The sequence below is a fragment of the Martelella lutilitoris genome (assembly GCF_005924265.1).
Taxonomy (GTDB): Bacteria; Pseudomonadota; Alphaproteobacteria; order Rhizobiales; family Rhizobiaceae; genus Martelella; species Martelella lutilitoris.
The window spans coordinates 19,350-34,164 of sequence record NZ_VCLB01000011.1; the positions used below are offsets into that span (position 1 = coordinate 19,350).

The following is a 14,815-nucleotide window of genomic DNA, read 5'->3' on the forward strand; positions in this document are numbered from 1 at the left end:
TTCGATACATCAACAGAGATTTGCAATGACTGACAAAATCACACGTGTCTCGACCGATGTCGGCGGCACCTTCACCGACCTCGTCTATTTCGAGACCGATCTTGAAACCGGCGTCCAGACCGTGCGCACGGAAAAATCCGACACCACGCCGCCGGATTTCGAAAAGGGCGTCCTCAACGTTCTGGAAAAGGCCAAGGTCGATGTCGGCTCGGTCGATTTCTTCGCCCACGGCACCACCGTGGTCATCAACGCGCTGACCGAACGCAAGGGCGCCAAGGTCGGGCTGATCACCACCAAGGGGTTTCGCGATTCCATCGAGATCGGCCGCGGCAACCGGCCGGACTTCTTCAATCTCAGATACAAGAAACCGGCCCCCTTCGTGGAGCGCTATCTGCGCCGTGAGATCGTGGAGCGCATGGATTATCACGGCAACGAGGTCACGCCGCTGGATCTCGCTTCGCTCGATGAGACGCTGGCGCTGTTCCGCGCCGACGGCATAGAAGCCATCGCCATCAGCCTGCTGCATGCCTATGCCAATCCGGAACACGAGGCGAGGCTGAAGGCCGAGGTCGAGGCGCGCTGGCCCGAGGTGACGGTGGTCGCATCGCACCAGATCACCCGCGAATGGCGCGAATATGAGCGCACCAACACCGCGATCCTGTCGGCCTATGTTCAGCCCAAGGCCCAGCGTTATCTGGAGAAGCTCGAAAGCGGCCTCACCGGCAAGGGCTATGCCGGGCAGCTTTTCATCATGCAGTCGAATTGCGGCGTCGATTCGCTCGACGCGATCAAGGCCGTGCCGATCACCATGGTCGAAAGCGGCCCGGCGTCGGGCTTCTGGGGCGCGGCCGAGCTTGGCCGCATCATCGGCGAACCGAACATTCTGGCGCTCGATATTGGCGGCACCACCGCCAAATGTTCGCTGATCGAAAACAACCAGGTGACGATCAAGACCGATTACTGGATCGAGCGCGACGGTAAATCCGCCGGTTACCCGATCATGGTGCCGGTGGTGGACCTTGTGGAAATCGGCAATGGCGGCGGGTCGATCGCCTGGGTCGACGATTTCGGCAAGCTGCATGTCGGCCCGCACTCGGCCGGCTCCACGCCCGGCCCCGCCGCCTATGGACGCGGCGGCGAGGACGCGACGACGACGGACGCCAATCTGGCGCTCGGGCGGATCAACAGGGACTATTTCTGCGGCGGGTCAGTGGAGGCCGATATGCCGGCGCTGGAAAACGCGCTCGGAAAGCTGGCCGAACGCATGGGCAATACGCCCGAGGACGTCGCGCGCGGCATCATCCGCATCGCCAATTCCAACATGGTCAACGCGCTGAAACTGGTCTCCGTCAACCGCGGTTATGACCCGCGCGACTTCACGCTGGTGGTGTTCGGCGGCGGCGGCCCGATGCATGGCGTGGCGCTCGGCCAGGAACTGGGCGTCAAGAAGGTTGTCGTGCCGCGCGGCGCGCCAGTGTTCTCGGCCTGGGGCATGATGATGTCGGACCTGCGCCGCGACTATTTCGTCACCCGGCTGATGGACAGCACGGATCGCGAAAGTCTGAACGCCTTGCTGGAGCACACCATGGAAAGCGCCCGCACCGAGTACGCCCGCGAGGGTTTCGGCCCCGACAAGGTTTCGCTCAAGCCGATGGTGCGCTGCCGCTACCAGAACCAGGAGTTTGCCGTCGAGGTGCCGGTGCCCGCCGGCCCCGTGACCGATGAAACCCTGACGAAGATGGTCTCGGAATTCCACGAGATCTATGAGCGCGAATATACCTATCGCCTTGCCGCAGGCGTCGAGATCATCGGCCTGCATCTGGTCGCCGCCGCCGAGGTCGGCAAGCTTGAACTGGTGGCGCTGCCGAAAACCGGCGCGAAGCTGGAGGACGCGGTAAAGGGCCGGCGCATGGTCGACTACGCCACCGAAGGCCGGCACGAGGCCACCATCTATGACAGCACGAAGTTCGAGCCGGGCATGCGCTTTACCGGACCGGCGGTGATTGAGGACCCGGGCACGACCATCGTCGTTCATCCCGGCAACCGCGTCTTCATCGACGATTTCGGCAACACGCATATCGAGACGAGGGGCTGATCCATGACCGACAAGACCTTTGATCCCGTCACCTTCGACATTATCCAGAACGCGCTGGAAGCGATCGCCGACGAGATGTTCTACGCCCAGGTGAAGACCTCGATGAGCGCGATCATCTACGAGGTGCTCGACCTCTCGACCTCGATCCTCAACCCTGAAGGCCAGATCGCCGCATCCGGCGCGGGCATTCCGGCCTTCATCGGCGTTCTCGACAAGGCGATCGCGGGGATTCTCGCCAAGTTCCCGCTCGAAGACATCCGCGAGGGCGATGTGTTCGCCTCAAACGACCCCTATTTCGGCGGCGTCACCCATCTCAACGACATGGTGCTGGCGGCACCCGTCTTCCACGAAGGCCGCATGGTTGCCTGGGTCGCCAATATCGCTCACTGGAACGATGTCGGCGGCAATGTGCCCGGTTCGATGTCGGCGGAAGCCACGGAAATCTTCCAGGAAGGCATCCGCATTCCGGCGGTGAAGCTGTTCACCGCAGGCGTCGAAAACCATGCGGTTTTCGATATCATGAAGATCAATTCCCGCCTGCCTGATTACCTGAACGGCGATCTGTGGGCCGCGATTGCCGGTCTGCGCATCGGCGAGCGCCGTGTGCTGGAACTGGCCGAAAAATACGGCGCGGACACGTTTGCCGCTGCCGTCACCGACTATATGGACCTCGGCGAACGCCGTGCCCGGGCGGCGCTCGCGAACATTCCGCAGGGCAGCTACAGCTTTTCCGAGGAGCAGGACAGCGGCGTGGTCCATAAGGTCACGCTGACGGTGACCGCAGACGAATTTATCGTCGACCTCACCGACAACCCGGCCCAGTCCGGCTCGCTCAACTGCTCGCGCGAGGGCACCGAGATTGCCGTGCAACTCGCCTTCAAGGACTTCACCGATGCCGATGCGCCCGGCAATGGCGGCTTCTTCCGGCCGCTCAAGGTGGTGACCAAACCCGGCACGATCTATCACGTCGAAGCCCCCGGCGCGCTCGGCTATTATGCCGAGGTCGAGATCCGGCTGTTCGACATGCTGCTCAGGGCGATGGCCGAGCATTTTCCGGGTTCGGTCCCGGCCGGAAACTTCGCCTCGATCTGCGGCACCAATATCGGCGGCCCGCATCCCGATACCGGTCGCCACTACACCATCGTCGAGCCGCAGGTCGGCGGCTGGGGCGCATGGGAAGGCTCCGATGGCGTTTCCGGCCAGTTCTCCGGTTTCCATGGCGAGACGTTCAATTGCCCGGCCGAAGTCGCCGAAGCCCGCTACGGGCTCGGCATCGAGCAGGTGGCGCTGAACTCAGAACCAGGCGGCGAAGGCCAGTGGCGCGGCGGCAAGGGCATCGAGGTGCATTACCGCGTCCGCGCCGACAACAATTTCCTCTCGGTCGGCTACACCCGCTCGCGCATGCCGCCCTGGGGCGCGTCCGGCGGGCTCGACGGCTCGGTCAATTATGTCGAGGTGATGCGCCGCGACGGCTCCCGCGACCGCCACGCGTTTACCACCAACCTCACGGTCAACGAAGGCGATATCATCCGCGTGGTCACCGGCAATGGCGGCGGCTATGGCGACCCGAAATTGCGCAGCCGCGCCGATATCGAGCGTGACCTGAAGAACGAATACCTCACGCCCGAACGCGCGAAAGAGATCTACGGCTACAAGGCGTGATCGCTCGGGTCGCGGCCGAGCGCCGGCGGCAATACGGCCCAAATTGCCGACGCGGCAAAGGAAAGAAACTAGATCATCGGGCGCTTCATACTAGGCGCCCGATGATCTAGGTGCCGACGGGCTTTGTCATCTGGGTCGCCGTTGAGAAGCCGAAAACAGGGCTTAGCGGCCCGAGCGTTTGAACGGATTTCTCGACGAAGCCCTCCCGTTCGTAGAGGGCGCGGGCGCGCGGATTGGTGTCGATAACGTCGAGGCGAACATGGTGAAGGCCCATGGCCGCGGCACGTGACTCGATGGCCTTCAACAGGGCTTTCCCGATTCCCCTCCCGCGCGCATGGGGCTCGACGAAAATTCCATCCATAAGCAGTGTGCCCGGCTCGCAATCACGCTCCAGAATGCCGATCAACAGACCGCGAAATGTCGCGCCGAACCATCCAAACGTTGCCGCCAAGTCCCTGAAACCGCCGCCGATAAACGCCCCTTCCGGCGACTTGAAACCGGCCACGCCAAGGAAATCGCCGTTTTGCGAGACCGCGCTGATCGCATGGTCGGGATCGATTGCGCGTTCAATGAAAGCGACCGCCTTCGGCTCCGGGCCGAGCGGATAGCGCAGCTTGCGCGAAAATGCCCGCCAATATCCCCGCGCGGCGAGATTACGGTGTTGCGAACGCAAGCCGGCCTCGATCCGAAAAGGCGCTGAATTCCGATCTTCACTCAATCCGCTGTCTCCCTCGATATCCCATCAGATGGGGAGAGCCGGGCGCAGGTTCAATCGAGATCGCGCCCGGTACCGACAGTCTTGGCAACCGGGCGCGACGGGTAGCAATGCGCAGCCGTTACCCGCGCAGGGCGTCCGGCAGCAGGTCCGCCGGCATGTCCTGATAGGACACCGGGCGCAGGAAGCGGTCGATCGCGAGCGTGCCGACCGAGGTCGAGCGCACATCCGAGGTTGCCGGATAGGGACCGCCATGGACCATGGCCGGAGACACCTCGACGCCGGTGCCAAACCCGTTGACGAGCAGGCGTCCCGCCAGCATTTCAAGCTTCGGCAACAGTTTTGCCGCCGCCGGATAGTCTGCTTCGTCGATGTGAAGCGCCACCGTCAACTGGCCCTCGATGCCGTCCACCACGGTTTCAAGCTCCGCCATATCGCGGCATTTGACGATCAGGCCAGCACCGCCGAAGACTTCATCATGCAGGCTTTTGTCCTTGAGGAACGAGGTGGCCGTCGTTTCGAAAAGGGCTGCCTGGCCGTGATAATCATCGCCTTCCTGACCTTCCGCCAACTTCGTCACATCGCTGTGGCCAACCAGTTTTGCCACACCTTCGCGGTAGGCCTTGCAGATGCCGGAAGTCAGCATCGTCTGCGCCGGTATTGCCTTCAGCGCCTCAACGGCGCTCGCCTTGAAGGCTTCCAGACCCTCGCCTTCGACGGCGAGGATCAGGCCCGGATTGGTGCAGAACTGGCCAGCGCCGAGCGTCAGCGACGCCGCAAACGCCGCGCCGATCTTGCCGCCGCGCGCCTTCAGCGCCTCGGGGAACAACAGGACCGGGTTGATCGCGCTCATCTCGGCATAGACAGGGATCGGCATGTCGCGTTTGGCGGCAATGTCTACAAGCGCGAGACCGCCCCGGCGCGAGCCGGTGAAGCCGACGGCCCGGATCAGCGGATGGGCGACCAGGGCGCTGCCAATCTCATAACCGGTATCATGCAGCATCGAGAACGTGCCAGCCGGCATGCCGCAGTCGATCACGGCCTGCTGCACGGCGCGGGCGACCAGCTCCGAGGTGCCGGGATGGGCCGGATGGGCCTTGACCACGACCGGGCAACCGGCCGCCAGCGCCGAGGCGGTATCGCCGCCCGCCACCGAAAACGCCAGCGGGAAATTCGATGCCCCGAAGACGGCGACCGGGCCGAGGCCGACCTTGCGCAGCCGGAGATCGGGTTTCGGCGGCGTGCGCGCCGCATCGGCGGGGTCGAAACGCAAATCCTGAAACGCACCTTCGCGCACGACGCCGGCGAAGAGACGCAGCTGGTTGACCGTGCGCATGCGCTCGCCCTCGAGCCGTGCGCGCGGCAGGCCGCTTTCGGCCATGGCGCGCTCGATCAGCGGATCGCCGATGGCGAGGATGTTAGCGGCTGCCTTTTCCAGAAACGCGGCGCGGTCTGCCAGCGCCGTCTCGCGATAGGCGAAGAAAGCCTGCCAGGCGAGCCGAACCGCCTCGTCCAGATCGGCCGCGCTCGCGCCGCCGAACGCGCCGGAAAGCGCCTTGCCGGTGGCCGCTTCCACGCACGTCAGCGTGCCGTTTTCGCCCATGCGGGTCTGATTGCCGATCAGCAATTCGCCGGTGATCTTCATTGGTGCATCCTCAGTCTGGTTGTCAGTTCGATTTCGGTGTCGATGCCGCGGCGCGTGTCCGCAGTTCATCGAGCACGTTCGTGCGCACCGGCATCGCGCCGGCCTTGGCGTTGCGGGCCCGCGCGCGATAGCGCCTCGCGGAGGGAAGGCGCGCGCCCTGCCCTTCGATGGCGTCAAACAGCGTCTCGCCGCGCTTCAGATTGTCGAGCGCCGCATGCCCCATGAAGGAGGCCGGATCGAGCGCGATGATCAGTTCGCCGTGGAACGGCGTGACCTTGGCGTCATCGTCAAACGCCATGGATTCGGCGCTGGTGAGATCCCCGATCAGCGGGCCGGCGAGCAGCTCGATCATCGCCGAAAGCGCCGATCCCTTATGCCCGCCAAAGGTAAGCATCGCGCCGTCCACGGCTTCCTCCGGGTCGGTCGTGGGCTTGCCGTCGGCATCGATCGCGGTTCCTTCCGGCAGTGGCGTTTGCGTGCGCCGGTGCAGTTCGATATCGCCGCGCGCAATCGCCGAGGTGGCGAAGTCGAATACAAAGGGGTGTTTGCCGGGCCGCGGCCAGCCGAATGAAAACGGATTGGTGCCGAACACCGGCCTGCTGCCGCCGGCGGGCGCGACCCAGGCATGGCTGACCGTGACGGCGATGGCGACAAGGCCTTCATCGGCGATCCTTTCCACCTCCGGCCAGAGTGCGGAGAAATGAAAGCAATTGTTGACCGCGAGCGCCGCGATCCCGCAATGCCGCGCCTTTTCGGCGAGAACCGGAAGTCCGGCCCCGAAGGCGACAAGCGAAACGCCCCGGCGGGCATCGGCGCGGACGATTGCCGGCGCGCGGTCTTCGACAACCGGCGTGGCAGCCGGATCGACCTTGCCGCGCTCGATCAGCTCCAGGCAGCTGATCAAGCGGTAGAGCCCGTGCGAATGGCACTCGTCCACCTGCGCGCGCACGACGCAATCGGTGATCGTGCGGGCATGGTCTTCGGAATAGCCGGCGGCCAGCAGCATGCCCTCGCCCAGCGCCTTTGCGTCATCAATCGTGATCGTTTCGAAGTCGTCGCTCATGCCGTCTCCCTTCAGGCGTGGTTTTGCATGCGCGCCGTGCGGAAAGCGCGCCGAAAACAATCGGCCCCATGGATGAAGTCGATGTGAACCCCGGCGCTCAGGCGAAGGGCTCGGTCGGGCCATTGCCGGGCGTTGTGAACCAGATCGGCCCGTTCTCGCCCATATGGATGATATCCTCCAGCCGGACGCCGAATTTTTCGGGCACGACGATCATCGGCTCGTTGGAAAAGCACATGCCGGGCTGAAGCGGCGTGGCATTGCCGCGCACGATGAACGGTGCTTCGTGGATATCCATGCCGAGCCCGTGCCCCGCCCTGTGCGGCAGGCCGGGCAGGCGATAATCCGGGCCGAGGCCATGGGCTGCGATCACGCGGCGCGCCGCGTGATCGAGGGTTTCAGCCGAAACGCCCGGCTTCGCGGCGTCGAACACGGCCTGCTGCGCCTCGCGCTCAATTCCCCAGATCCGGGCGAATTCGGCCGACGGCTCCGCCTTCACATAGGTGCGCGTCATGTCCGACTGGTAGCCGCCAACAATGGTGCCGGTGTCGACCAGAATGATATCGCCCTCGGCATAGGTCTGGTCGTCATCGACGCCATGCGGCAGCGACGTGGCCGCGCCAAAGGAGCAGATCGCGAAGGTGCTGCCCGATCCACACAGCGCCCGGTGGGTCTCGTCGATGAAGCGTACCACATCGGAAGCGCGGATGCCCGGTTCGATCATGGCGTGGACGCGCTTGTGCACTTCCAGCGTCGCGTCCATCGCATATTGCATAAGAGCGATTTCGGCCGGCGATTTAACCGCCCTGAGCCCCGAGATCATCGGCCCGCCATCGGTAAGTCGCTCCGGCGCGATCTGCCGAGCAAGCGCCGAATAGATGGCGAACGGCAGCGCATCGTCGAGCGCCAGCGTTTTGCCCTGACCGAGCAGCTTTGCCGTCAGCGCCGCGGGGTCTTCATGCTCGTCCCAGGCGGCGATATCGCCGTCGAGCCGCTCCAGCGTCTCGATCTTCGAGACCTCGAAAGCGGGCGCGATATAGGTCAGGCTGTCAGCGGTGACCAGCGCGCCGACCAGGCGTTCGCTTTGATGCCAGACAAGGCCGGTGAAATAGGCAAGGCTGGTGGTCGAGCCCAGCAGCACCGCCTCGGCGCCGGCGGTCTGCATGGCCGCGCGCAGGCGTTCAATCCGGCCCTTGCGTTCGTCTTTGCTGATCGGTTCGGGGCGGTTGGTCATCGCAGCGGTCTCCGTCTTCACTCGATCAAAGACCGAGATTTTTCATCCTTCAAACTCGCCTACCATATTTGTCGTCAGTTTGTCGACAGCACGATAGGCGGGCATTTACAATCAGGAAAAACCATAGCTGTAGCCGACGGACGTCGCCCGCCGGAACGACCGAGCGCCCTACCGGCCGGAAAACCGGTCGAAGCGCAGGTTCTCAAGGTTCACGGATGGCTTTTGCTGCCCGGCCAGTTCGGCAATCAGCCGACCCGTCGCCGCCGACTGGGTCAATCCCAGATGGCCGTGGCCGAAGGCGTAGAGCACGTTCGGCGCGGCCTTCGAACGGTCGATCACCGGCAGGCAGTCCGGCATGGAGGGGCGGAACCCCATCCACCGCTCGCCGCTCTCGGTCTCAAGGCCGGGCAGGAATCGTTTAGCAAGCGTCAGCAATGCCTCGGCGCGTTTGAAATTCGCCGGCAGGTCGAGACCGCCGAACTCCACCGCACCGCCGACGCGGATACCGGACGACAGCGGCGTGACGACAAAGGAGTGATCGTTGAAATAAAGCTGGCGCTTCAGCGGGAAGGCCGTCGCCGGCAAGGTGGTGTTGTAGCCACGCTCGGTATCGAGCGGCACCTGCTCGCCAAGGCTTTTCGCAATCCGCTTCGACCATGCCCCGCAGGCAACCACGACGGTGCGCGCTTCAAGGGCGCCGCCATCGGCAAGGCGGATGCGCGCCCCCGCCTCGGTCGGCTCGATGGCGGCGGCTTCTCCGATCGTGATCGTGGCGCCGTCCGCCCGTAGGCTTTCGGCGAGCGCGCGGGTAAAGCCGGCCGGATCGGAGACCTGCAGCCCGTCCTCGCTGTAGATCGCGTGTTCGAACTGAGGCGCGAGACCGGGCTGAAGCATCTCGATCTCGGCGCGGCCGACGCGGTGGAACGCGAAGCCGGCCTCGCGCTTCCGCGCCCAGTCGGGCGCCGCGGCGGCAAAACTCTTCTCGCTATCATAGAGGTCGAGCGTGCCGGTATTGACGATAAAGGACGCCAGCCGTGCATCCTTGCGGACAGCTTCGTATTCGACGACCGCCAGCCGCATCATCGCCGCCTGAACCTTGAGCCCGCGCTCGAAACTGGCCCTGGAGCTCGCCCGCCAGAAATGCCAGAGCCAGGGCGCGAGCCTTGCCGCATAGGCCGGGCGAATGGCGAGCGGCCCCAGCGGATCGAGCAGCCAGCCGGGCGCTTTCCAGGTGATTCCGGGCGCGGGAATCGGCACGATCTCGGGGAAGGCGAGAATGCCGGCATTGCCCGCGCTGGCTCCCGCCGCGATCGCGCTGCGCTCCAGGATCGTGACCTCTCGCCCGGAAGCCAGAAGATAACGCGCGGCCATGCAGCCGATAATACCGCCACCAATGACGACAACGTCCGCATCAAATGGGTCTTTCATGTGTTCCTCACGCCGTGGGAACCGATGGTCGCTTGTCGCCGCGACAACCGGCCGACCTGAACCTGCGTCCGCCGGACGTATTCTCCGATCTCGCAGCATCAGGTCCCTGTTGTGTTGATGTCGTTTGGCGGGCCATTGCCTGGGGCCGCCTCTCAGTCCAGTGACAGCGCGCGCGCCTGCTCGGTCTCCCGCGCGAGATATTCCTGTATCTGCCGCACGATCTGTTCGGCATGATCGACCGCCAAACGGTCAGCCTTTTCGGCATCGCCCGCCTCAATCGCCGCAATGATATCCTCGTGCTCATTAACATATTGACGCGGAAGCCGATCCTCGAAAGTGGAATAGTAGAGACGCAGGATACGTCGTCCTTCGTCGAGCAGTCGCGAGAAGAAACCGGTGTAATAGGTATTGCCCGCAAGCTCGGCGATGGCGACGTGAAACTCGCGATTGGCCTCGATCATGGCGGAGGCGTCCTGGGCCGCCACGGCAGCGACGAATTCGTCCTGGCGGTTGCGGATCTCAGCCATCAACGCCGGATCATGCGGCGCGCGCGCGGCGGCGCCTCTCGCGCTGATGCGATACATCAGCGTCAATGCTTCGAAATAATACGGCATTTCGGCGAAATTGATGGCGGAAACGATGGTGTTGCGATTGGGCAGCGTTGTCACAAGCGCGTCGCTTGCAAGCCTGAGCAGTGCTTCGCGCACCGGCGTGCGCGACATGCCGAACCGCACCGACAACCTAACCTCGTCCAAGGGACTTCCCGGCGCAAGTTCGATCGCCAGAATTTCCTTGCGCAGCGTCTCGTAAACCCTTTGGGTCCCCGACCCGCGCATTTTCGCTTCTGTCATCCCATTCCCCCATGCCGCAGACTCTCATGGTGCTTCGCCAGCCGGTTTTTGCACGCTTCCGCGAAGCCCAAAACATGCGAACGGCTCGTCAAAGCGAGGACATCAACAACCCGTCATTACTGAAGCATAGGATGCCATAAGCCAAATGTCGACATTTTGTATGGAGTAGAGACGCAAACCGCGGCCGGCGTGGCGGGCTCACCGGCAACCTCATGCCGCGGCCAATCGCGGCATGTGTTCCGGCGGCATAGTCACATTAAGTTTGCCAGGCCAAGAAAGGCCAGCGGCTCTAGAATTTTCAGGCGTTTCAGGCGGCTGTTTTCCATGCTTCGAACGCTTCGAGGCGATGGAAGCGAATTGTTTGTGCAGTAAGGCGGCGGGACGGAACTGAGCGGCATGGCGTGCCTCTCCGGCGTCGGGTCAAGGATGCAGCTTGGCTCTGGTTGGCGCCTTCACTTTCGGTCAGGGAGCGTTTGCGGAGGCGTCGGCTCTTCGGGTAGCATCGATTGCGAGCGGTGACGCTCTTCCCCCGTCAAGCAGGGTCAGGCGGGGAGCGAGGTTGACGACAACGCAAGCGTGGTTGGGATAGATCAGCAGGCGCTGACCGATTTCAAGATCGCTGCCCTTGCGTGCGACCATGCCATGCTCCTCCGACAGTTTTTCGACGGAAAGCGGCCTGTCGAGCTCCGCACTCCACGCCTCGCCGAACCCCGCGCCCGAACCCGTGCTGTGCGCGCCGAGGTCGGAGCTCAGCGTCTTCGAACCCGCGTCGACGATGTAGAAATCACGGTTCCTGGAGATGATTGTCGCGGATACGGCGAGAGACAGGCTCTCGCGGCCGACAATGCCGAGGCGGACGGCGGTCATATCAAAGAAGACATAATTGCCCGGACGGATTTCATCGATGCCGTCGAAACCGTCATTGGCAATGAGGGACGGCGTGCTGCCGACCGAAGTCAGCGGCACTTCGATGCCGTGGCGCAGGAGCCTCTCCCTGACGTCGAGAAGAATACGGCGCTCCGTCGCGGCCACCGCGCGAATGCCGTCCACATTTCCGGCGCCATAGGCCTGTCCGGCATGGGACAGCAGCCCGCAGAACGTCAGCAGGGACGCTTCGAGCCTCTGCGCCAGCGCGATACCGGTTTCGGCCAGAGGATCAACGCCGCAGCGATGCAAGCCGACATCCACCTTGATGAACACATCAGCCGTCTGCCCGGCCTTTGCGGCGCCGGCCTCCAAGGCTTCAAGGCCCGTCATGCTGTCAGCGATGAAGCGGACCCGGACGCCGTGCTCACCGGCGAGTGTGAGAAGGCGGGCCACCGGTTCCGGGCGCACCAACGGATAGGCGAGTGTGACCGGCGAAAAGCCGGCGCGGATGAACACGGCCGCTTCACCGGGATGCGAGGCCGTCACGCCGCTGGCGCCGGCATCGCGCTGCAGGCCGGCAATGGCCAGCGATTTATGCGTCTTGATGTGCGGATGAAGCGCTACGCCGCCGTCTGTGGCAATCGCCTGCATGCGCGCGATGTTGGCTTTCAGGCGCGCCGCGTCGACAACGACTAAGGGCGTTTCGAGCCGCTCCACGCCTTCGAATGCCGGGCGGGCGGCGGTTTCCGCGGTGATGCTCATGGCCTTACCAGACGATCCTGTGCGTTTCGCCCGTCGCGACATTGACGAGCCCCTCCGGCGCGTAATTAGACGGCGCGACCAGAACCCAGCGCCAGGGCGCGCAGGTCAGCGTCGCGAAGGCAAGTCGTTCGGGAAAGCCGGCCCACCAGCGCGGCGAGGAGGACGGCTCGAACATCCATTCGATTTTTTCGCCTTCCGCGTAGAGCTTCTGCATGTCGGCATCGAGATCTTCGGCGGAGCGTTGCGACATCAGCCCGGCGATCTCGTAGCGCACGGTGGCGACCACCGTGTTGTCGCGCACCAGCGCCCAGCCGCCGCCGGTTTCGATCAGCGCGTTGACAGCCGTCGCCATCGCCCGATCGGAAGAGCCGACGCACCAGATATTATGCTTGTCATGGGCAAGCGAGCTTGCCAGCGCGCAGTCCGGCGTCTTCGGTCCCGTGCCGGCCCAGAACATTTTCGAGACGGACTTTTTGCCGGAAAACCGGTCGACGATGGCGAATTTGGTGATGTTTTGCGCCGTGTCGCGCTGAACGAGGCCGCCCTCCACCGGAAGTTCATAGGTCAGGAAGTCGTCTTCCCAATGGAACGGGCGCAACACCGCCGCCGTCATCGTTTCGCGACCGGCCTCGGCATGGATCGCGAAGTCAGCGGCCTGGAAGGTGCCGCCGGTATCAACCGTGTTGCAGGCCCAGTCCGGCCAGTCGATGGCGGGGACGGGAACAATGTAGTCCTTGCCGCGGGAGACCTGTTTTCCATCGGCCCAGACCTCGGCGATCTCGAAGTTCTCAAGATCCGACAGAAGCACGGCATCGGCAAAACGGCCCGGTGCGATCATGCCGACCCAGGGCGTCAGCCGCATGTGCCGGGCGGGATTGATTGTCACGCACTGAATGGCGATTTCGGGCGCCAGGCCGGACTGGATGGCGAGCCGGACATTGTAGTCGGTCGCGCCCTTCTCCAGCGTCTCGGAGGCGGAACGGTCATCGGTGGCAAAGGCAATCTGCGACCAGTCGGCAAGACCGCGCTCCAGGAGACCCTTGATCACATCGGGCATGGAATGCGGCCGGAGCTCGGCAAACAGCCCGTGGGTGAGCTTGTCCCAGAACTCCTCCGCCGTCCAAGCCTCGTGGTCGGATGCCAGACCCGCGGCGGCAAAGGCATTGATCGTTGGCAGGTCCCGGATGCCTGCGGCATGGCCCTCGACAACGCCGCGTGCGGCGAAGGTGGCCTCGATCATGCCCCAGAGCCGTTCGTGGGACCCGTTTTCCGGGTTCCAGACCGCCGGCCAGTCCATCACCTCGTCGAGACCCGCGACCATCAGGCTGCCGGCCAGAAAATCGCGCTGCTCGTCATGACCGAGATAGCCGCCGCCATGCTCATAGGCCGTCGGCGGCACGGCGGAACCGGGAAGCGGGAAGATCTTCAGCGGCGAGCCGTGTTGGCGCGCCGTCATCCAGAAATCGAGCGTCTTCGAACCGCGCACATTGGAGAATTCATGGCTTGCCTCGCAGGTCCAGGTATTGCCGCGCGGCATTACCAGCGCGGCCTCCCATTCCGGCGTCAGGTGCGAACTTTCGATATGCTTGTGGACTTCTCCGAGGCCGGGAATGGCCATCAGGTCGAGGCGCTCGTCGATGACATCGCATGTCCCTGGCCACGACCCGGCGGGTCCGGCATAGGCGATGCGGTCGCCGGCGATGACGATCTCCTGCTTGTCGGCCCATGTGCGGGTTGCCGTGTCGAGCAGCCAGCCGACGCGCAGGATACGGTCGGCCGGCGCCTTTCCAAGCGCGACAAGGGTCAGCCGCTGACGCAGCCGGACTTCGGATTTTGCATCGATCATGATGACACCGTGAGGTGGTCCGGCGCCTCGCCGGAACCGGAATAGCAGATGGAAAGAATGCGGGCGTTGCCGGGGCCAGTGGCGTAGAACCCGTGCTCCGATGCCGCGTCGAAATAGACGGTGTCGCCTTCGGCCAGGATGACCGGGGCGTAGGGGACCATCTCGAAGATCACATCGCCGGAGAGCACATAGACGAACTCCTCGCCGCTGTGGACGCTGCGGGCCGGCTCGGTGTTTTCGGCTGCCGGCGGAATGTCGATCACCATCGGCGTCAGGGCCTTGGCGGCGAGTTCGGTGGCGAGCAGCCGGTAGACGCCCATGTCGTTTTCGAGCCGCTTGCCCTCCCCCCGGCGATTGATGGTCCGGGCGGCGCGGGCGAAGCTTGGGCGACCGCCCCGCCCCTCCAGGAGGTCGGCAAAATCGACGCCGAGTCCGCTCGAAAGCCGGGTCAGCACCGAAAAGGCCGGCTGGCTCTGGCCGTTCTCGATCTTGGAGAGCGCCGAGATCGAGACGCCGGTGCGCTTCGACATTTCGGCAAGCGTCCAGCCGTTCTCCCGGCGCATGTCCGACAGGATACGGGCAACCGAACCGGCTTCGTGCTCGGCCGTCACGCCTTCAGCGTCTGGCATTTCTGTCTCCTCCCGGTTGCT

Annotated in this window: 11 protein-coding genes and 1 pseudogene; 2 read left to right on the plus strand and 10 right to left on the minus strand. The window is 64.1% G+C overall.

Annotation, left to right across the window (positions count from 1 at the left end; genetic code table 11):
• The first annotated feature begins 25 nt into the window (after positions 1-25).
• Positions 26-2,095 carry a hydantoinase/oxoprolinase family protein gene (locus FF124_RS18660; protein WP_138749997.1) on the plus strand — a complete coding sequence of 690 codons (2,070 nt, stop codon included), beginning with the start codon at positions 26-28 and terminating at the stop codon, positions 2,093-2,095.
• A gap of 3 nt (positions 2,096-2,098) precedes the next feature.
• Positions 2,099-3,757, plus strand: a complete 1,659-nt coding sequence (locus FF124_RS18665; RefSeq protein WP_138749998.1) for a hydantoinase B/oxoprolinase family protein — start codon at positions 2,099-2,101, stop codon at positions 3,755-3,757.
• A gap of 106 nt (positions 3,758-3,863) precedes the next feature.
• Here the strand turns inward: FF124_RS18665 and FF124_RS18670 are convergent, their stop codons facing one another.
• From FF124_RS18670 to FF124_RS18715, 10 genes and pseudogenes are all read right to left on the minus strand, one after another.
• Complete coding sequence (locus tag FF124_RS18670; protein WP_246072551.1) at positions 3,864-4,430, minus strand: GNAT family N-acetyltransferase; 567 nt, start codon at positions 4,428-4,430, stop codon at positions 3,864-3,866.
• A gap of 163 nt (positions 4,431-4,593) precedes the next feature.
• A complete protein-coding gene (locus FF124_RS18675) occupies positions 4,594-6,117 on the minus strand; it encodes an aldehyde dehydrogenase (NADP(+)) (RefSeq protein ID WP_138750000.1) in 1,524 nt (507 codons plus the stop codon).
• 22 nt (positions 6,118-6,139) lie between these two features.
• Positions 6,140-7,180 (minus strand): Ldh family oxidoreductase, encoded by a 1,041-nt coding sequence (locus FF124_RS18680; RefSeq protein WP_138750001.1) that lies wholly within the window; start codon positions 7,178-7,180, stop codon positions 6,140-6,142.
• A gap of 97 nt (positions 7,181-7,277) precedes the next feature.
• A complete protein-coding gene (locus tag FF124_RS18685; protein ID WP_138750002.1) occupies positions 7,278-8,411 on the minus strand; it encodes a M24 family metallopeptidase in 1,134 nt (377 codons plus the stop codon).
• A gap of 168 nt (positions 8,412-8,579) precedes the next feature.
• A complete protein-coding gene (locus FF124_RS18690) occupies positions 8,580-9,839 on the minus strand; it encodes an NAD(P)/FAD-dependent oxidoreductase (RefSeq protein ID WP_138750003.1) in 1,260 nt (419 codons plus the stop codon).
• 152 nt (positions 9,840-9,991) lie between these two features.
• Positions 9,992-10,690, minus strand: a complete 699-nt coding sequence (locus FF124_RS18695) for a GntR family transcriptional regulator (protein WP_138750004.1) — start codon at positions 10,688-10,690, stop codon at positions 9,992-9,994.
• Between the two features lie 307 nt (positions 10,691-10,997).
• Positions 10,998-11,087 (minus strand): annotated as a pseudogene (locus tag FF124_RS21080) (IS6 family transposase); the annotation flags it as partial.
• Between the two features lie 65 nt (positions 11,088-11,152).
• Positions 11,153-12,319 (minus strand): alanine racemase, encoded by a 1,167-nt coding sequence (locus FF124_RS18705; protein WP_187327008.1) that lies wholly within the window; start codon positions 12,317-12,319, stop codon positions 11,153-11,155.
• Between the two features lie 4 nt (positions 12,320-12,323).
• Complete coding sequence (locus FF124_RS18710; protein ID WP_138750006.1) at positions 12,324-14,165, minus strand: adenine deaminase; 1,842 nt, start codon at positions 14,163-14,165, stop codon at positions 12,324-12,326.
• Positions 14,162-14,794, minus strand: a complete 633-nt coding sequence (locus FF124_RS18715) for a helix-turn-helix domain-containing protein (RefSeq protein WP_138750007.1) — start codon at positions 14,792-14,794, stop codon at positions 14,162-14,164. The genes FF124_RS18710 and FF124_RS18715 overlap by 4 nt, the downstream gene beginning before the upstream one ends.
• Between the last annotated feature and the right edge of the window lie 21 nt (positions 14,795-14,815).